The 18,198-nt window shown below is 71.4% G+C and carries 15 protein-coding genes; 8 read left to right on the forward strand and 7 right to left on the reverse strand.

What is annotated here, in order from left to right:
- The first annotated feature begins 203 nt into the window (after positions 1-203).
- Positions 204-596: a hypothetical protein gene (locus tag ACWGKQ_RS32745; RefSeq protein WP_453295627.1), complete on the forward strand. Its 393-nt coding sequence runs from the start codon at positions 204-206 to the stop codon at positions 594-596.
- Between the two features lie 235 nt (positions 597-831).
- Here the strand turns inward: ACWGKQ_RS32745 and ACWGKQ_RS32750 are convergent, their stop codons facing one another.
- Positions 832-2,016: a magnesium and cobalt transport protein CorA gene (locus ACWGKQ_RS32750; RefSeq protein ID WP_453295628.1), complete on the reverse strand. Its 1,185-nt coding sequence runs from the start codon at positions 2,014-2,016 to the stop codon at positions 832-834.
- Positions 2,017-2,207: 191 nt separating this feature from the next.
- Here ACWGKQ_RS32750 and ACWGKQ_RS32755 point away from each other — a divergent pair, with 191 nt between their 5' ends.
- Positions 2,208-3,341: a winged helix DNA-binding domain-containing protein gene (locus ACWGKQ_RS32755; protein WP_453295629.1), complete on the forward strand. Its 1,134-nt coding sequence runs from the start codon at positions 2,208-2,210 to the stop codon at positions 3,339-3,341.
- A gap of 19 nt (positions 3,342-3,360) precedes the next feature.
- Here the strand turns inward: ACWGKQ_RS32755 and ACWGKQ_RS32760 are convergent, their stop codons facing one another.
- The gene (locus tag ACWGKQ_RS32760) at positions 3,361-4,008 is read right to left on the reverse strand and encodes a LysE family translocator (protein ID WP_453295630.1); all 648 of its coding nucleotides are present in this window, start codon (positions 4,006-4,008) and stop codon (positions 3,361-3,363) included.
- A gap of 98 nt (positions 4,009-4,106) precedes the next feature.
- Here ACWGKQ_RS32760 and ACWGKQ_RS32765 point away from each other — a divergent pair, with 98 nt between their 5' ends.
- Both ACWGKQ_RS32765 and dmpI read left to right on the forward strand, forming a co-directional pair.
- Positions 4,107-4,973 (forward strand): LysR substrate-binding domain-containing protein, encoded by an 867-nt coding sequence (locus ACWGKQ_RS32765; protein WP_453295631.1) that lies wholly within the window; start codon positions 4,107-4,109, stop codon positions 4,971-4,973.
- Positions 4,974-5,101: 128 nt separating this feature from the next.
- Complete coding sequence (gene dmpI, locus ACWGKQ_RS32770) at positions 5,102-5,284, forward strand: 4-oxalocrotonate tautomerase DmpI (protein ID WP_453295632.1); 183 nt, start codon at positions 5,102-5,104, stop codon at positions 5,282-5,284.
- Positions 5,285-5,383: 99 nt separating this feature from the next.
- On the opposite strand, the gene ACWGKQ_RS32775 is transcribed toward dmpI, so the two are convergent.
- From ACWGKQ_RS32775 to ACWGKQ_RS32785, 3 genes are all read right to left on the reverse strand, one after another.
- Complete coding sequence (locus ACWGKQ_RS32775) at positions 5,384-6,175, reverse strand: S1 family peptidase (RefSeq protein WP_453295633.1); 792 nt, start codon at positions 6,173-6,175, stop codon at positions 5,384-5,386.
- 204 nt (positions 6,176-6,379) lie between these two features.
- Positions 6,380-9,181, reverse strand: a complete 2,802-nt coding sequence (locus tag ACWGKQ_RS32780; protein ID WP_453295634.1) for an AAA family ATPase — start codon at positions 9,179-9,181, stop codon at positions 6,380-6,382.
- Positions 9,182-9,324: 143 nt separating this feature from the next.
- Positions 9,325-10,158, reverse strand: a complete 834-nt coding sequence (locus tag ACWGKQ_RS32785; RefSeq protein ID WP_453295635.1) for a response regulator transcription factor — start codon at positions 10,156-10,158, stop codon at positions 9,325-9,327.
- A 128-nt stretch (positions 10,159-10,286) separates the two neighbouring features.
- Here ACWGKQ_RS32785 and ACWGKQ_RS32790 point away from each other — a divergent pair, with 128 nt between their 5' ends.
- Entirely contained in the window at positions 10,287-11,969 is a 1,683-nt protein-coding gene (locus ACWGKQ_RS32790; protein WP_453295636.1) for an AMP-binding protein, read from the forward strand.
- On the forward strand, positions 11,966-13,573 hold the full coding sequence (locus ACWGKQ_RS32795) for an AMP-binding protein (protein WP_453295637.1): 1,608 nt from the start codon (positions 11,966-11,968) through the stop codon (positions 13,571-13,573). Before ACWGKQ_RS32790 ends, ACWGKQ_RS32795 begins: the two co-directional genes overlap by 4 nt.
- 75 nt (positions 13,574-13,648) lie before the next feature.
- Here the strand turns inward: ACWGKQ_RS32795 and ACWGKQ_RS32800 are convergent, their stop codons facing one another.
- On the reverse strand, positions 13,649-14,320 hold the full coding sequence (locus tag ACWGKQ_RS32800) for a hypothetical protein (RefSeq protein WP_453295638.1): 672 nt from the start codon (positions 14,318-14,320) through the stop codon (positions 13,649-13,651).
- A gap of 199 nt (positions 14,321-14,519) precedes the next feature.
- Between ACWGKQ_RS32800 and gcl the strand changes: the two genes are divergently transcribed.
- Positions 14,520-16,304 (forward strand): glyoxylate carboligase, encoded by a 1,785-nt coding sequence (gene gcl, locus ACWGKQ_RS32805; RefSeq protein ID WP_453295639.1) that lies wholly within the window; start codon positions 14,520-14,522, stop codon positions 16,302-16,304.
- A 209-nt stretch (positions 16,305-16,513) separates the two neighbouring features.
- Here the strand turns inward: gcl and ACWGKQ_RS32810 are convergent, their stop codons facing one another.
- The gene (locus ACWGKQ_RS32810; RefSeq protein ID WP_453295640.1) at positions 16,514-16,756 is read right to left on the reverse strand and encodes a hypothetical protein; all 243 of its coding nucleotides are present in this window, start codon (positions 16,754-16,756) and stop codon (positions 16,514-16,516) included.
- Positions 16,757-16,829: 73 nt separating this feature from the next.
- On the opposite strand from ACWGKQ_RS32810, the gene ACWGKQ_RS32815 reads away from it, so the two are divergent.
- Positions 16,830-18,047: a Shedu anti-phage system protein SduA domain-containing protein gene (locus tag ACWGKQ_RS32815; protein ID WP_453295641.1), complete on the forward strand. Its 1,218-nt coding sequence runs from the start codon at positions 16,830-16,832 to the stop codon at positions 18,045-18,047.
- Positions 18,048-18,198 lie beyond the last annotated feature (151 nt).

Raw genomic sequence — 18,198 nt, forward strand, 5'->3', positions numbered from 1 at the left:
CGAGAAGTATCTGGTTCTGGTGCGGTAGCCGGGCATACCCGCCCGCCCTACCGTGAACAGGAGGAGCGGGCGTGTCTCTGCACCGAATCGACGAGGAGGCCACGGGTGCCCCTTCGCGACGGGCTGGAATGGCTGCGGGCCCGTGATCCGGGCGGCGCTTGCACTTCACACTCCCGAAGGGCGGCAAGGCGTGCGTCGTCGACATGCCTCCCTCGGTTGCCTCGGCGCTGGCGGAGTACTTCCTTGAGTACCCTGCCGTCGAGGCGGAGCTGCCCTGGGGCGGTCTGGAGGACGACCGGGAGAGGAAGAAGTTCCCGCTCATTCTCACCACGACGTACGGCAACGCCCTCCGGGCGGACATCTTCGATGTCGAGGTGTGGAAGCCCGCTCCGGCCGCGGCCGGCGTCATCCCGGTGCGGAATGTCATCCTGGAAGCGGGCGAGTCCGTGGTCACGCTCGCTCGGTGGCTTGGCCACTCGACCCCCACCATCACCCTCGACTTCTACGCCCACTTCATGCCCGAGGCCGGCGGAGAGGGGCGCGGTGCCATCGACGCACTCCTCAACCGAAGCGCCCGGGCCGTCACGGCCGGGTAGTGGGACGCTGCTTGGACGCCCACGAGAAGAGGGGCGCAGCATTGCTGCGCCCGTCTTCGGCGTTCCGGTCCGGAAGTGCGGTTACCCTCCGTGATGTTCGGCGTCCGCCGTTGATGCTGATGCCCCAGGGTTCAGCAAGACCGTTGGCCCGCGGCCCCAGCGGCCTTGGGCGGGCCTTCTGGCGACTACCTCGGCTCCCGCGAGGCCCTGGCGCAGGCCCTCGTCTTCCGGTTGCTCAGAGCCAGTCCTTCCGCTTGAAGATGAAGTACAGACTGGTGCATACGACCGCCATGAGGACGATGGCGAAGGGGTATCCGAGTACCCAGTGCAACTCCGGCATCTCCCGGAAGTTCATCCCGTAGATCGTCCCGACCAGTGTCGGAGCGAAGAGAATGGCCGCCCAAGAAGAGATCTTCTTGATCTCCTCGTTCTGTTCGAAGCCTGCCTCCGCCAACGCCCGCATCTCCGCGTTCTGTTGCTGGGTGACGAGGGTCGCGTTGACCGTGAGGATTTCCGTGAGGGCCTGGCGGAAGCCGTCCACGCGTTCGCTGATGTGGGTGACGTGGTCGGCGACGTCGCGGAGGTAGCGCTGGAGTTCCTCGTCGGTCTCGTATTTGGTGAAGCCGGCCATGAGGCCGTGCAGCATGCCGACGAGGGGGCGGGTTGCACGCTGGAACTCGACCATCTCGCGGGAGAGTTCGTAGATACGGCGGGACACCGACGGGTCGCCGCGGAAGACCTCCGTCTCGATCTCGTCGATGTCGTTCTGGACGCCCTCGACGACCGGGACGTAGCCGTCGACCACCGCGTCGAGTATCGCGTACAGGACCGCCTCCGGGCCGAGCTTGAGGAGGTCGGGGGAGTCCTCCATGCGGCGGCGGACCGCCGAGAGGTCCGGGGCCGCGCCGTGCCGGACCGTGATCACGAAGTCGGGGCCGACGAACACATGCAGCTCGGCGAAGTCGACCTCCTCCGGCGCGTCCAGGTAGCGGGCGGCCCGCAGGACCACGAAGAGCGTCTCGCCGTACCGCTCCAGCTTGGGGCGCTGGTGTGCCTCCATCGCGTCCTCGACCGCGAGTGGGTGCAGGTCGAACTCGGAGGCCAGGGACAGGAGTTCGTCCGAGGTGGGCCGGGCCAGGCCGATCCACGCCATGCCCGAGGGTGTGTCGCGCAGTTCACGGTACGTCTCCGCGAGGGTCGACGGCGTCGACACGCGCACTCCGTCGCTGTACAGCGCCGCTTCCACGATGCTCGGCGGCTCGCCGGACTCCCCGCCCGACGGGGACCCGGGCTCCGGCAGCTCGGCCGTGTCGTCATGCGCCGGTGACAGGGCACGGCGCCAGACGGACCTTCGGGTACCCCGGCCGTTCCTGCCGTTCGCGGAGTTCTTCGAGGCCGGGCTGGGGCGTCGCTCGGACATCGCGGCCGCCTCTCGGTGGAGCCTGCATCGGCGTGATCTGGGAGATCCGCGTGGTCCAGGTGAATACGCGTGATCGGTGAGTCTCGGAGCAGGATATACGGGGCATACGGGCCCGGCGGAGGGAATCCAGGACGGGATTCGGTGAGAGATGGGGACAGGAGGTGTCCGCATTCGACGTTAGCGTGCCCGGCATGACGAAGCAGCCGCCCGCCCCGGTCCTCGGCACCCGTGCCCTCAACCGTGCCACCCTCGACCGTCAGCTCCTGCTGCGCCGCTCGTCCCGGTCGGCGAAGGAGGCCGTGGCCCACCTCGTCGGCCTCCAGGCGCAGAACGTCAAGCCGCCGTACTACGCGCTCGCCGCCCGCCTCGACGGCTTCGTCCCCGAGCGGCTCTCCGAGCTCATGGCCGACCGGGAAGCGGTCCGGATCGTCACCCTGCGGTCGACCATCCACACCCACACCGCCGCCGACGCGCTGACCCTGCGCCCGCTCATCCAGCCCGCCCGGACCCGGGAACTGACCGCCTTCCGCAAGGGCCTGGCCGGGGTCGACCTGGACCGGCTCGCCGCACTCGCCCGGGACCTGGTCGAGGCCGAGCCGCGCACCATGGCCGGGCTGCGGGAGGCACTGCGCGCCGAGTGGCCCGACGCCGACCCGCAGTCCCTCGCCGTCGCCGCCCGCTGCACCCTGCCCCTCGTCCAGGTCACCCCGCGCGGACTGTGGGGGCGGTCCGGGCAGGTCGCCCTCACCACCGCCGAGCACTGGCTCGGCCGCCCCGCTGTCGAGCCCGCACCCGCGCCCGACGCCACCGACGCCGTGGTCCTGCGGTACCTCGCCGCGTTCGGCCCGGCCTCCGTCAGGGACATGCAGACCTGGGCCGGACTGACCCGGCTCCGCGCGGCCTTCGAACGGCTGCGGCCCCGCCTCCTCACCTTCCGGGACGAGGCCGGCGTCGAACTCTTCGACCTGCCCGACGCGCCCCGCCCCGACCCCGGAACCCCGGCCCCGCCCCGCTTCCTCCCCGAGTTCGACAACCTTCTCCTCTCCCACGCCGACCGCACCCGCGTCGTCCCGCCCGAGCTCCGGGGCCGCGCCTGGCAGGGCAACCAGGCCTACCGCACCCTGCTCGTCGACGGCTTCCTGGCCGGTGTGTGGAAGCTGACGGAGGACGCCCTGGTCATCGAGACCTTCGGAGAGAAGCAGCGGACCCGGGCGGGGGAGCGGGACTCGATCCTGGCGGAGGGCGAACGGATGCTGGCCACCCTGCACCCCGGCACGTCCTACGACATCCGGTTCGGGGCCGTCGCAACCCAAGGCCGCCCGTGAGCAGCCGGTCGGCCGGCGTTCAGTCCGCCCGGCCCGTCACCGCCACCGTCACGCCCAGCCCGATCATCGTGACCCCGCCCGCCCCGCCGATCAGCGACAGACGGCGGTCGGACCGGGCGAACCAGGTGCGGGCCGCGGACGCGGTCAGGCCCCACAGGGTGTCCGTGACCAGGCCGATCGAGATGGGGACCAGGCCGAGCAGCAGCATCTGAAGGGGGACCCGGCCCGCCGAGTGGTCGACGAACTGGGGGAGGACCGCGGCGAAGAAGACCACGCCCTTGGGGTTCGTGGCACCCACCAGCACGCCGTCCAGAACCGTGCGCAGATCGCCGCGCGGTTCGCCTGCCGGGGCCCGCCGGACCGCGGCGGCCGTCAACTCCCTGCGATGCCGGACGGCCTGGACGCCGAGGTACACCAGGTAGGCCGCGCCCAGCAGCTTGACCGTCAGGTACACCGTCACCGAACGCTCCACCAGCGAGCCGATGCCGACCGCGACGGCCACCACCAGCAGATACGAGCCGAAGACGTTGCCGACCGCGGTGGCCACGGCGGTGCGGCGGCCGTGCGCGAGCGCCCGGCCGATCACGAACAGCACGCTCGGCCCGGGGATCGCGATGACCAGCAGCGACATCGCGGCGAACGCCAGGACCCGGTCCGTCGACACCATGTGCAACACCTGCACCATCCCTCCGGCGCCGCGGACAGCGCCACCGACCGCGAGCCCATTGAAACAGCCTGTTCGGACCGGGCTCTAGAGTCGGGGCCATGGAACTGCGGCAGCTCAGCTACTTCGTCGCCGTGGCCGAGGAACTGCACTTCGGGCGCGCCGCCGAGCGGCTGCACATCGTGCAGTCGGCCGTCAGCCAGCAGATACAGCGTCTTGAACGGGAACTGGGCGCCGAGCTGTTCGACCGCTCGCCGCGCCGGGTCCGGCTCACCGGTGCGGGGGAGCGGCTGCTGCCCGAGGCGCGGGCGGTGCTGGCGGCGGCCGAGCGGGCCCGGGCCGCGGTCGCCCCGCCGGCCGGGCTGCGGATCGGCACCAGTACGGGACTCGGCGTGCACCTGGACCGGGTGCTGGCGGCGTTCGCGCGCCGTGCCCCGGACGTGCCCGTCGAACTCTTCTCGCTGCCGGCCGCCGAGCGCCTCGCGAGGGTCGCGGGCGGTGGATTGGACGCCGCGTTCGTCCGGGCCGTCGAGCCCGTGCCCGGCGTACGGGTCCGGCCGCTGTGGCCCGACCCCCTGGTGGCCGCCCTCCCCGCCACCCACCCCCTCGCCGACCGCACCGAGATCGGCGTCGACGAGCTGGCCGGCCTGCCCCTCGCGCTGACCGAGCGCCGTACCAACCCCGCCCTGGTCGACCTGGTCGTCGGCGCCTGCCGCGAGGCCGGCTTCGAGCCGCTGCCCGGACCGTCGCCCGGCTCCCTCCAGGACACCCTCGCCAGCATCGGCACCCGCCCGCTGTGGACGGTGGTGTACGCGTCCCACGCGCGCGTGCTGCACAGCCCCCGGGTGGCCTTCGTACCGTTCCGCGCTCCGGGCCTGGCCCTGTCGACGGGCCTCGCCGTGCCCGCCGTCAGCCCTTCGCCGCATCTGGCCGCCCTGCTGCTGGCCTGCGGCGATCACGAAATCTGATCGCTGCCGTCGGGATCTGCTTCTTGGCCGCGGACGTCCGGCGCGATGGACTGGACCCACCGAACAGGACCCCGAACGGGAACCCGAGCAGGACCCCGAACGGGACACCCACTCGAAGGAGTTCAGCGATGCCGATCGTCACCGTCCAGCAGGGCCCCCGCGACCCGGAACTCAAGCGGGACCTCGTCAGGCGCGTCACCGACGCGTTCGTCGACGCGTACAAGATCCCGGCCGAGACCGTGCAGGTCTGGATCCACGAGGTCCCGGCCGACAGCTGGGGCGCGGCGGGCACACTCACCGCCGACAAGTAGCCGGGCCGGGACGTGGATAGGGGGCGCTGCGGGCTGCTCGTGGTAGCCCGCAACGCCCCCTGGTCACTCACCCGAGGGATACTCGGGAGACCTTCTGGGTTATGAGTTGACCTGCGTGGTCACCAGGTCCGAGAAGGTGGTCAGCCGGGTGTAGACACCCGGGTAACCGGCCTCCGCGCACCCCTCTCCCCAGGAAGTGATCCCTGCCAGGACGCCCCCGATGAGCAGGGGACCGCCGCTGTCGCCCTGGCAGGTGTCTGTGCCGCCGGACGTGTATCCGGCGCAAACCATGTCGGTCTGGACGAAGTCCGAACCGTAGGAGCTCTTGCAGCTGGAGTCGGACACGATCGGGACGGTCGCGGTCCGCAGCTGGTTGGAGGAGCTGCCGTTCTCCGAGGTGGTGCCCCAGCCGAGGATGCGGGCCGTGGTGCCGGCCGCGTACACGCTCGTCTGGGAGGACGTCACGTACGGCGCCGGGGTGTACGACATCGCCGTCGACAGCGTCAGGACGGACACGTCGTCGCCGTTGGTGGCGTCCGTGTAGCCAGGGTTGATCCAGATCTTGCTGACCCGGCTCACCGTGCCGTTGGTGCCGTTCAGGTACGTGCGGCCGCCGACCACGCGGACGCTGCTGGTGGACTCGCCCTCCATGCAGTGCGCGGCGGTCACCACCTTGGTGGCCGACACCAGGGTGCCGCCGCAGAACTGGCTGCCGGACGCGTCCGTGATCTGCATCATGAACGGGTACGCGGTCGTCGTGGTGGTCGTTCCGCCGACGATCGGCTGGGGGGCGGCTGACGCGGTGGGGGACGCGATCAGCGCGGTCGCCGCGGCGGCGGCGGTGGCCACCAGGACTGCGGCGGACCTTCTTGCGCGGTGGTGCCCGAACATGAGTCTCCTCAGTGGGGGTTGCCGGTGGGGGTCGCGCGGGTGTGGGGGGTGCAGCACGGGGGTCGCGGGACCGACCCCCGTATGCCCGGGCGAGCGGCACATCCATAAGCTAGGACCCGGAACCCCACCCTCCCAATGAGGGAACCCCCTAGGGGGATGGGGGAGGGAAAACCCTCGGTCCGCCTCAGTTAACCGGGAGCGCTCTCACTTCGCGCGTCGCCCCGCGGCCAAACGGACTATGTCCACGCGCGATCGGATGCCCAGCTTGCGGTAGACCCGGGTGAGCGTGGCCTCCACCGTCTTGACGCTGATGAACAGCCGGGCGGCGATCTCCCGGTTGGTGGCGCCCTCCATGACCAGCGCGGCGACCTGACGCTCCATCGCGGCCAGCCCGTCCAGGACGGCCGGTTCGGCCGGCGCCTCCACGGGCCGCTCCGGCACCGAGACGGCCTCGTCCACCTGCCGCAGCCACGGTAGCGCCCGGCACCGCCGGAACAGCCGGGTGGCCTCGTCGAACACCGCGGGGGAGCGCCGGTCGCGCAGCGCGGCCAGGGCGAACGCGGCCCGCGCCTCCTCCAGGCCGTAGCCCAGTTTGGCGAACCGGTCCTGAGCCGAGGTCAGCTGGGCGACGGCCGCGTCGTGTTCCCCGTGTGCCGCCCGGACCAGTGCCTCGGCCCGGTCGAGCGAGGCGAGCACACTCTCCCGGCCGAGTCTGAGCGCGTGCTCCCGGGTGACGTCGATGACGTCCTGCGCCTCGGCGGGTTCACCCACCCGGACGAGTGCCTCGGCGAGGTCCCCCTGCCAGCGGCCGCGGGCCGGATCGGTGATGCCGAGGCTCTGCTCCAGCTCCCGCACCCGGCGCAGCGAGCGCACGGTGCCGGCCGGATCGCCGGCCACCAACTGGGCGTATCCGAGGGCGCCCAGGGCCCGGGACAGGTACATGGTGTCGCCGTCCTGCTCGGCGTGCTCCACGGCCTCCCGGGCCAGTGCCAGGCCCCGGTCCACGTCGCCGCCGGACGCCTCGGCCAGCGAGGTGAGCATCGCGGAGGCGGTCTCGCCGATCCCGGAGTCGTGGGCGAGCCGCAGTCCCTCCCGGGCCAGGTCGAGAGCCCGGCCGCAGTGCCCGGAGCGCAGCTCGGTCTCGGCGAGCCCGCGCAGGAAGTGCACCTCGCTCTCCACCTGCCCGCGCCGGCGCACCTCGCGCAGCAGCGCGGTGACGGTTGCCCGGGCCTCGGCCAGCTGGTCGCCCATCACCAGCCAGCGGAACCGGGCGCTGCCCGCCCCGTTGTGATGGCAGGCCACGTTCGGGTCCTGGGGCTCCTTCAGGGCCCGCTTGATGGTGGCGGGTGCCGCCGGATGGCCCATCAGGGTCTCGACCTGGGCCTGCAGGGACAGTGCGAGGAGTTCGGTGCGCCGGTCGCCGCCCTCGGCCGCGAGGTCGGCGGAGTGCGCCGCCGCCTGCCGGGCCTCGGTGAAGTCGCCGCCCACGATCAGCGCCCGCCAGGCCAGCTGGTAGTGGACCTTGCCGAGCAGCCGCGGGTCGTCGCCGGCGTCGGCGAGGGCGTGCGGGAAGGCCGCGTCGACCTCGGTCATGGTGTGGCCGGCGGAGTCGATCACCAGGATCCAGGCCCGCACCCGGTCCGCCGGACGGGTGGCGTGCGTGAGCACCTCGCGGGCGATGTCCTGGGCGAGGTCGATCTCGCCCGCGCTGGTCGCGTCCTCGGCCGCCTGGAGCCGGCGCTCGTCCGGGGTGGGCGTGTGGTCGCCGGGGGTGTGCCGGGCGGCGAGCAGGCCGATCTGCGCGGCCACCGAGGGCGCGCCCCGGTCCCGGGCCTCGGTCGCGGCCTCGGCGAGCCGGTCGGCGACCTCCGGGTCGGTGCCGGTGGTGGCCAGGGCCAGGTGCCGGGCCCGCTCGATCGGGTCGGAGGCGGCCGTGGACAGCGCCGCGTGCGCGGCCCGGCGCTCCTGCGCGGGCGCCTCCGCGTACAGCGCGGCGGAGATCAGCGGATGCGCGAAGCGTACGGCGGGTCCCTCCGGCTCGGTCGCCAGCAGCCCGAGTTCGGCCGCCTGGGCGCACTCGGCCTCGGCGTTCTCCCGGCCGGCCGCGTGCAGCAGGGCCTGGGTGGGGCGGGCGCCGGCGCTGGCCACCAGCAGGGTGCGGCGGGCCTCGACGGAGAGCATGTCGAGGCGGCTGAGCACCAGGGCGCGCAGCGAGGTCGGCACCGGCAGCGGCTCGCCGGGGCGGGGCGGGGTCGGGTTCTCGGAGAGGGCGCGGCCGAGTTCGAGAGCGAACAGCGGGTTGCCGCCGCTGGTGCGGTGGATCTCCCGGACGGTGGAACGGGTCAGCCCGGCGTGCCCGCGGTGGTCGAGGAGTTCGGAGACCTGCCTGCGGGTGAGCGGGCCGAGGCGGACGGCGACGGTGTCCGGGGGCGACGCGCGTAGGTGGCGGTCGTACTCCTGGCCCTCGGTGCGGACCGCGCACAGCAGCTGGACCGGGGTGCCGCCGAGCCGGCGGGCGGCGAAGCCGAGGAGTTCGGCGCTGGCCGGATCCAGCCACTGCAGGTCGTCGGCGACGATCAGTACGGGCCCCTCGGCGGCCAGTGCGCGCAGCGCGGAGAGCACCGCGAGGCGCAGGGCGAGGCCGTCGCGCTGGAGGGTGGACTCGCCGCGGCCGGTGAGCGCCGACTCCAGCGCGGTCCGCTGGGCGCCGGGCAGGTGCGTGGAGATGTCGTCGAGGACCAGGCCGAAGAGGTCGGCGAGGGCGAGGAAGGGAAGGTGGGATTCGGACTCGGTCGCCGAGCAGCGCAACACGGTGCGGGCGGTGCCGGAGTATTCCGCGTCCAGGGCCCGCAGGACGGTGGATTTTCCTATTCCGGCGGGCCCGTGCAGGAGGACGCTGCCGCCTGAGGCGAGCTGCTCCCGGGCGGCCGCGACCAGCTCCGCCCGGCCGATGACCAGGTCGGGGCGGCATCTGGCAGGCTCCTGGAAGTCCCGTCGCACGGTCACCGCTCCCCTCGTGTGTCGTGTCCAAACCAAATTCTAGGCAATGAACCCCGAAATCCGGCCGAACGGCGTGGTGAGGGAAATAACAGGGGCTTGGCAGATGGCAATTCACAGCGCGTCCGCATGAATGGAATGAGTCCCCTCCGCTATGGCAACACCCCCGTCCGACGAGCCGCCGACACCGCCTCCCCCCGGGTGCGCGCGCCCAGTTTCCGCATCGCCGAGCGCAGGTAGCCCTTGACCGTCTCGGGCCGCAGCCCCAGCCGGTCGGCCACCGCCGCGTTGGTCGCCCCGGCCGCCACCCAGGCCAGCACATCCAGTTCCCGCGGCGCCAGCACCACTTCGGCCGCCGGGACCGGCGCGGTCAGCAGCCCGCACGCGGCGAGCAGTTCGGCGCGCAGCTCCGGGTCGGCGATCCGCGGCGCCAGGGCCCGCAGCGCGGCATGCGCCTCCCGCACCTGCTCCCACGCGCCCTCCGGATCCGGTACGACGGCCGGTTCCGGCCGCGCCGCCGCCAGCAGCCCCCTGGCCTCGTCCTGCACGACCAGCGCCTGCTCCACGTCCCGGGCCGCCGCCACCGCCGCGCCCAGCGTGCGGTCGCCCAGCGGCTGGGCGGTGCGCAGCGCGCCGTACAGCACGCCCCGCACCCGGCGCCGTACCACCACCGGCACCGCGAGCACCGAGCGGATGCCCTCGGCCGCCACCGGGATGTCGTACTCGTGGCTGATCTGCTGTGAGGCCGAGTAGTCGACGACCGCGCAGGGGCGGGCCAGCGCGACCGCCTTGCCGCCCAGGCCGTTCCCCGAGGTGACCGCGAGTGAGCGCAGCGCCGCCGTGTTGGTGCCGGTCAGCTCGCTGATCCGGACCTGCGTCCGGCCCGCCTCCACCAGCCCGCCGAAGGCGATCGGCAGCCCGGTGGTGCGCCGGAGTCTGGACAGCGCACCGCGTATCTCCACCGCCCCCGTGACCTCTGCTGCCACCTGTCCTGCCCCTCCGACCCCGGCCTTGTGCTGTCCACACCCCCGTTCGGGGGTAGTGAGACCTGCATCACGGATTACACGATGCCAGAGAGCCGCCCGGCAATGGTCCGGTACTGAAGGAGACACGTATGACGAGTGCGACGGAGGACTTCCGCAGGGCACGTGATTTCCTGCTGGAACACCGTACCGACTACGCCACCGCCTACGAGGGCTTCCAGTGGCCGCGCCCGGACCACTTCAACTGGGCGCTCGACTGGTTCGACGTCATCGCCGAGGGCAACGACCGCACCGCCCTGCACATCGTCGAGGAGGACGGCTCTCGGACGAAGCTGTCCTTCGCCGAGCTGTCCGAGCGCTCCGACCGGGTCGCCAACCACCTGCGCGCGCGGGGCGTCGAGCCGGAGGACCGCATCCTGGTCATGCTCGGCAACCAGGCCGAGCTGTGGGAGACGGCGCTGGCCGCGATGAAGCTGCGGGCCGTGGTCATCCCGGCCACCCCGCTGCTCGGCCCGGCCGACCTGCGCGACCGCGTCGAACGGGGCCGGGTGAAGCACGTGCTCGTGCGCGCCGAGGACGCCGTCAAGTTCGCCGAGGTGCCGGGGACGTACACCCGGATCGCGGTGGGCGGGCTGCCGCCGTCGGAGGCCGGGCCCTGGGAGCCGTACGAGGACGCGTACACCGCCGCGGCCGGCTTCGTGCCCGACGGCCCCACCCTCGCCGACGACCCGCTGATGCTCTACTTCACCTCGGGCACCACCGCCCGCCCCAAGCTGGTCGAGCACACCCACACCTCGTACCCGATCGGGCACCTGGCGACCATGTACTGGATCGGCCTCAAGCCCGGTGACGTGCACCTGAACATCTCCTCGCCGGGCTGGGCCAAGCACGCCTGGTCGAACCTGTTCGCTCCCTGGAACGCCGAGGCGACGGTCTTCATCCACAACTACGCGCGCTTCGACGCGGGCCGGCTGATGGCCGAGATGGACCGGCACGGGGTGACGTCCTTCTGCGCCCCGCCGACGGTGTGGCGGATGCTGATCCAGGCGGATCTGAGCCAGTTGGCGACCCCGCCCCGCGAGGTCGTGGCGGCGGGCGAGCCGCTCAACCCCGAGGTGATCGAGCAGGTGCGGCGGGCCTGGCAGGTCACCATCCGGGATGGCTTCGGGCAGACGGAGACGGCCGTACAGGTCTCCAACAGCCCCGGCCAGCCCCTGAAGACCGGCTCCATGGGCCGCCCGAGCCCGGGCTACCGGGTGGAGCTCCTTGATCCGGTGTCGGGAGCGCCGGGCGTGGCGGAGGGCGAGATCGCGCTCGACCTGTCGGTGCTGCCGGTGGGCCTGATGACCGGCTACCACGGGGACGCGGACCGTACGGCGGAGGCGATGGCCGGCGGCTACTACCGCACCGGGGACATCGGCTCGCGCGACGAGGACGGCTACATCACGTACGTGGGCCGCGCGGACGACGTGTTCAAGGCCTCCGACTACAAGATCAGCCCGTTCGAGCTGGAGAGCGCGCTGCTCGAGCACGAGGCGGTGGCCGAGGCGGCCGTCGTCCCGGCACCGGACGAGCTGCGCCTGGCGGTGCCGAAGGCGTACATCGTCCTCGCGGCGGGGTGGGAGCCGGGCCCGGACACCGCGAAGGTGCTCTTCGAGCACTCGCGGCAGGTCCTGGCGCCCTACAAGCGGATCCGGCGCCTGGAGTTCGCGCCGCTGCCCAAGACGGTGTCCGGGAAGATCCGGCGGATCGAACTGCGCGAGGCCACGGCCGCCGGTTCGGCCGGCGAGTACCGCGAGGAGGACTTCCGGTGAGCTCGTCCTACACACACGGCACGAGCGGCAGCACGCTGCTCGGCGACACCATCGGGGCCAACCTGGACCGGGCCGTCGCGGCCTGGCCGGACCGCGAGGCGCTGGTGGACGTACCGACCGGCAGGCGCTGGACGTACGCGCAATTCGCCGCCGAAGTCGACCGGTTGGCGTACGCGCTGCTGGCCGGCGGGATCGCCAAGGGCGACCGGGTGGGCATCTGGGCGGTCAACTGCGCCGAGTGGGTACTGGTGCAGTACGCCACCGCCCGGATCGGCGCGATCATGGTCAACATCAACCCGGCCTACCGCACCCACGAGGTCGAGTACGTCCTCAACCAGGCCGGGATCTCCCTGCTGTTCGCCTCCCTCAGTCACAAGACCAGCGACTACCGGGCGATGGTGGAGGAAGTGCGGGGCAGGTGCCCCGAGTTGCGGGAGACCGTGTACATCGGCGACCCGAGCTGGGACGCACTGACCGCCCGCGGGACAGCCGACAGGGCCCCCGAACTGGCGGCCCGCACCGCCGAGTTGTCCTGCGACGACCCCATCAACATCCAGTACACCTCGGGTACCACGGGCTTCCCGAAGGGAGCCACCCTCTCCCACCACAACATCCTCAACAACGGTTTCTTCGTCGGGGAGTTGATCGCCTACACCGAGCAGGACCGGATCTGCATCCCGGTGCCCTTCTACCACTGCTTCGGCATGGTGATGGGCAACCTGGCCGCCACCTCGCACGGCTCCTGCATGGTGATCCCGGCCCCGTCCTTCGAGCCGCAGGCCACCCTGGAGGCGGTCCAGCAGGAGCGCTGCACCTCGCTGTACGGCGTCCCGACCATGTTCATCGCGGAACTGAACCTGCCCGACTTCGCGTCCTACGACCTCTCCACCCTTCGCACCGGCATCATGGCGGGCTCGCCCTGCCCGGTCGAGGTGATGAAGCGGGTGGTCGCCGAGATGCACATGGCGGAGGTCTCCATCTGCTACGGCATGACGGAGACCTCCCCGGTCTCGCTCCAGACCCGGATCGAGGACGACCTGGAACACCGCACGAGCACGGTCGGCCGGGTGCTGCCGCACCTGGAGGTCAAGGTCGTCGACCCGGCCACCGGGGTCACCCGACCCCGGGGCACGGCGGGCGAGTTGTGCACCCGGGGCTACAGCGTGATGCTCGGCTACTGGAACGAGCCGGCGAAGACCGCGGAGGCCGTCGACCCCGGGCGCTGGATGCACACCGGCGACCTGGCGATGATGCGGGACGACGGGTACGTCGAGATCGTCGGCCGCATCAAGGACATGATCATCCGGGGCGGCGAGAACATCTACCCGCGCGAGATCGAGGAGTTCCTCTACGCCCACCCCAAGATCCGGGACGTCCAGGTCGTCGGGGTGCCCCACGAGAGGTACGGCGAGGAGGTCCTGGCCTGCGTCATCCCGCACGACCCGGCCGACCCGCCGACCCTGGACGACCTGCGCGCCTTCTGCGAGGGCCGCCTGGCCCACTACAAGGTACCCAGCCGCCTCCAGATCCTGGCCGACTTCCCGATGACGGTGTCAGGAAAGGTCCGCAAGATCGAACTGAGGGAGACGTACGCCGCCGGCTGAAGCGCCCCGCAAGGAAAGCGCCCCGTAAGGGGCGCGGGGAACTGCGCGACCAGCCCCCACCGGCCTGCAGTCAGGTCACTCACCTGAGCCACGCAGTTCATCGGCGCAACCATTCACCGGCTGCGGCGTCCCCGTGAAGTCCAGCACGAACAACGGCACCCCCAAAGCGTCGGCCCGCTCCCGCGCCTCCTCGGCGAACCCCGCAAGGGAGAAGTACACGCACCCCGAGTCCTCCGTCATCGCCGTCAGCCACAGGCACTCCACGTCCCGCAGCGAGGCCGGCTGCACGGACGGGTCGACCTGCGCCACCAGCCCCCGTGCGGCCAGGCCTATGCCGGACGGCGGCCGCTGGTCGGCGCGGCGGATGTCCCGGTAGCCGAGCCAGCGCAGATAGAGCGCGGCCGCGGTGACCGCGTCCCGGGCGGTGCGGATCGTCACGGGCTGGAAGGCCGGCCGGGGCTCGGGGGCCGGCGGCGGCGCGGACACGGCGCCGGCGACCGCGATGCGCAGCACCGCCCCGCACCCGCAGCCCAGCTCCGGCTGCGGCCACTGGTCCCGGCGGCCGCAGGAGCCGCAGCTCACCGTCACCCAGTCCGCGTCCCAGGCGCGGTGCGCCACCGGTGTCGGCCCGGCCGTGTCGTCGAGGCTCGGGGTGACCGGCGCGCCACAGGCGCAGGGGTACGACGGCGCGGTGTAGACGTGCTCGCGCCGACAGGCCGGACAGCGCACCGGCACGCTCTCGGACATGGCCCCACCTCAGGCGTCGCGTCGGTTCAGCCGTTCCATGGTGCTCCCGCCCGGGTCCGGTTGTCCGTCCCTTGACGACGTTCGTCGCCACACCTACATTGATTTCAGATAGCAGAATTTAGTTTCCGTAATGCGGAATTATGCTCACCGCGGGGCGCGCCGGGAGCAGGCATCCGACAGCCGAAAGCAGGAGTTCTCGATGGCTCGTATGACCGCTGCCCGCGCGGCAGTTGAGATCCTCAAGCGGGAGGGCGTCACCGATGCGTTCGGTGTGCCCGGCGCGGCGATCAACCCCTTCTACGCGGCGCTCAAGGCCTCCGGCGGCATCCATCACACCCTCGCCCGCCATGTCGAGGGTGCCTCGCACATGGCCGAGGGCTACACCCGTACCCGCCCCGGCAACATCGGCGTCTGCATCGGCACCTCCGGTCCGGCCGGAACCGACATGATCACCGGGCTGTACTCGGCCATCGGCGACTCCGTTCCGATCCTCTGCATCACCGGCCAGGCGCCGACCGCGGTGATCCACAAGGAGGACTTCCAGGCCGTCGACATCGCCTCGATCGCGGGGCCGGTGACGAAGATGGCGGTCACCGTGCTGGAGGCGGCCCAGGTCCCGGGCGTCTTCCAGCAGGCGTTCCACCTGATGCGCTCGGGCCGTCCGGGCCCGGTCCTGGTCGACCTGCCGATCGACGTGCAGCTCACCGAGATCGAGTTCGACCCGGAGACGTACGAGCCCCTGCCCGTCTACAAGCCGGCCGCCACCCGGGCCCAGATCGAGAAGGCGATCGGGATGCTGAACGCGTCCGAACGCCCGCTGATCGTCGCCGGCGGCGGGGTCATCAACGCGGATGCCGCCGAACTCCTCGTGGAGTTCGCCGAGTTGACGGGCGTTCCGGTGGTCCCGACCCTGATGGGCTGGGGCGTGCTCGCCGACGACCACGAGCTGAACGCCGGCATGGTGGGCCTGCAGACCTCACACCGCTACGGCAACGCGACCTTCCTGGAGTCCGACTTCGTGCTCGGCATCGGCAACCGCTGGGCCAATCGCCACACCGGCAGGCTGGACGTCTACACGGCGGGCCGGACGTTCGTCCACGTCGACATCGAGCCCACCCAGATCGGCCGGATCTTCGCCCCCGACTACGGAATCGCGTCCGACGCGAAGGCGGCCCTGGAGCTCTTCGTCGAGGTGGCCCTGGAGTCGAAGGCGACCGGCGGGCTGCCCGACCGCTCCGCCTGGGCCGCCTCGGCACAGGAGAAGAGGGCGACCCTCCAGCGCCGTACGCACTTCGACGACATCCCGATCAAGCCGCAGCGCGTCTACGAGGAGATGAACAAGGCCTTCGGGCCGGAGACCCGCTACGTCTCCACGATCGGCCTCTCGCAGATCGCCGGCGCCCAGATGCTGCACGTCTTCAGGCCCCGGCACTGGATCAACTGCGGCCAGGCGGGCCCCCTCGGCTGGACGATCCCGGCCGCGCTGGGCGTCGCCAAGGCCGACCCGGAGGCGTCCGTCGTCGCCCTCTCCGGCGACTACGACTTCCAGTTCATGCTGGAGGAGCTGGCGGTCGGCGCGCAGCACAAGATCCCGTACGTCCACGTCCTCGTCAACAACTCCTACCTGGGCCTGATCCGTCAGGCGCAGCGGGCGTTCGACATCGACTTCCAGGTCAACCTGGAGTTCGAGAACATCAACTCGCCCGAGCTGGGCGTCTACGGCGTCGACCACGTCAAGGTCGCCGAGGGCCTGGGGTGCAGGGCGATCCGGGTGACGGACCCGGCGGAACTGGGCGCCGCCTTCGAGGAGGCCAGGAAACTGGCCGCCGAGCACCGGGTGCCGGTCGTCGTGGAGGCCATCCTGGAGCGGGTCACCAACATCTCCATGTCGACCACCAACGACATCTCGAACGTCGTCGAGTTCGAGGAGACCGCGACCGAACCGGGGCACGCGCCGACGTCGATCAGGACGCTGAAGGTCTGAGCCGGCGCGGACAGGAGCGGGCGGTCCATCCGAGGGGATGGACCGCCCGCTTCGCGCTGTCGGTGACTCGGTGCCCGCCGCCCCCGTGCCGGCGGGCACCGTGTGACGTGAATATGCCCCCTGACTGGGGCGGTTGAAGCATGCTGAACACAGTTCAGAGCTTTATTTGAGGATCGGCCCGCGCGTTCGTCCCGGTGCGTACCGGTGCGTCAGCTTTCGGGGTGCTCGGTCAGCCCCGGCCAGTCGTCCGGGCCGCCGCCCTGCCACTCGATGAGGTCGCTCTCCTCGACCTCGATCCGGTCCAGGTCGGCCATCCGCAGGATCTCGACCACGTCGTCGAGGTGGGAGGCGATCCCGAGGGTCACGTCACCCTCGGTGACCCGCCGTGAGCCGTCCAGGGCCGGTGCGTGCACGACGATGCGCGGGAACTCCGTCGGTGGATGTGCAGTCATGCCTTCAGCGTGCTGTGCGGCGGGCGGATGTGCACGCCGAGGCGTTGTCAGACCCTCCCCGCACGATTCCCGCATGACGACGAGAAGCGACATGACGCTGGAGTGGCACCTTCGGGACGTAGTGGCCGAGGCGGCGGTCGACGCGACCGTGGGCGCGGCTGTGACGTCGGTCCTCGATCACATGCACAGCGGCAGGAGCCGCCAGCGGCGGGGCGGCAGGGAGCTGGTGCGGCTCCTGGAGGAGGCCCGGGGCGCTGCGGTGGCGGCCGGGGAGTGGCAGGTCGTACGGCTCGTGCAGGACGCGATCGAGTACGCGGAGGGGCGCATCCTCAGACATGACTTCGAGGACCGGTACCGGCTGTTCGGGGACGGGCAGCGAAGAGAGTCGCACACGGGTTTCCTCGGCAGCACGATGAAGGCAATGCACCAATGGCTGGTCGACAGCGGACGAGAGTTCTTGGCGGACCGTCCCGACGCCGGGATCGAGGAGTTCCTGGAGCATTTCCGGGCGCAGGGCGAGGACGCGATGTTCCTGCAAGCTCCTGAGGACCGCCCCGGACGCTATGTGATCCCGCGAGGTCAGGCCGAGACGGCGCTTTGGCTGGAGCGGATCATCTGCAGCAGGAGGGTCGACATCGAGGATCCCGCCGCGCAGGCCCGGAGGATCGCTGCCTCGCCCGAGGCCTTGGCCCTGCTGGCCGCCGATGACCAGGGGCTGCTTGTTCTCCAGGCCGCCGAGCTACGCAGACGTGCCGTCCGGCTCAAGGAGTTGCGCACTGTGGTCGAGGACCGTACGGCGACGGAGGCTGATCTGCAGCAGGCGCTGGAAGGGCAGTACTGGATCTTCGGCGGCCGGTTCGTGGGCGAGGCGGCGCAGCGGCGGCTCGCGCCGGGAGACGAACTCGACATCCCGCTGATACGAGGCGACGGCGCGCTTCATGTCGTCGAACTCAAACGTGCCATGAGCCTGAAGTCTCCCCTTGTCAAGCGGCACCGCAATGCCTGGGTGCCGGCGGCGCAGGTGAACGAGGCCTTCGGTCAGGCCATCAACTACCTCACCGGACTGGACGAGAACCGAGACCGTATCCGCACCGAGCTCGGCATCGAGACTCGCCGGGCCAGCGCCCTCGTTCTCGTCGGTCACCCCGCGCTGCATCCGGACGTTCCGGAGGAGGAGATCAACGAGGCGTTGCGGACGTTCAACTCGCACATCGCCAGGGTCGAAGTGCTGACGTACAAGGAACTCCTGGACAATGCCGAGCGCTCCCTCGCCGGGGAGTTCCCGGTGTAGGGAGCGCTCGGGGCTGTGGCCGTCCGGCGGTGCGAGGCTGGGTGTGGCAGGGCGTTCGTGCTGCCGGACGGGGTTCGGGGAGGGTGGCTGGGACCGCGGCGGGTGCGACGGAACCGGGGGCGTCCTTCCCTCTGGTCGGGAAGAGCGCCCG

This window comes from Streptomyces sp. NPDC054770, assembly GCF_053611985.1.

Coding starts and splice junctions, on each gene's coding strand:
- ACWGKQ_RS32755 (WP_453295629.1), top strand. CDS start 2,208: ATGACGAAGCAGCCGCCCGCCCCGGTCCTCGGCACCCGTGCCCTCAAC.
- ACWGKQ_RS32760 (WP_453295630.1), bottom strand. CDS start 4,008: ATGGTGTCGACGGACCGGGTCCTGGCGTTCGCCGCGATGTCGCTGCTG.
- ACWGKQ_RS32765 (WP_453295631.1), top strand. CDS start 4,107: ATGGAACTGCGGCAGCTCAGCTACTTCGTCGCCGTGGCCGAGGAACTG.
- ACWGKQ_RS32815 (WP_453295641.1), top strand. CDS start 16,830: ATGACGACGAGAAGCGACATGACGCTGGAGTGGCACCTTCGGGACGTA.
- ACWGKQ_RS32810 (WP_453295640.1), bottom strand. CDS start 16,756: ATGACTGCACATCCACCGACGGAGTTCCCGCGCATCGTCGTGCACGCA.
- ACWGKQ_RS32790 (WP_453295636.1), top strand. CDS start 10,287: ATGACGAGTGCGACGGAGGACTTCCGCAGGGCACGTGATTTCCTGCTG.
- ACWGKQ_RS32775 (WP_453295633.1), bottom strand. CDS start 6,175: ATGTTCGGGCACCACCGCGCAAGAAGGTCCGCCGCAGTCCTGGTGGCC.
- dmpI (WP_453295632.1), top strand. CDS start 5,102: ATGCCGATCGTCACCGTCCAGCAGGGCCCCCGCGACCCGGAACTCAAG.
- ACWGKQ_RS32745 (WP_453295627.1), top strand. CDS start 204: ATGCCTCCCTCGGTTGCCTCGGCGCTGGCGGAGTACTTCCTTGAGTAC.
- ACWGKQ_RS32750 (WP_453295628.1), bottom strand. CDS start 2,016: ATGTCCGAGCGACGCCCCAGCCCGGCCTCGAAGAACTCCGCGAACGGC.
- ACWGKQ_RS32800 (WP_453295638.1), bottom strand. CDS start 14,320: ATGTCCGAGAGCGTGCCGGTGCGCTGTCCGGCCTGTCGGCGCGAGCAC.
- gcl (WP_453295639.1), top strand. CDS start 14,520: ATGGCTCGTATGACCGCTGCCCGCGCGGCAGTTGAGATCCTCAAGCGG.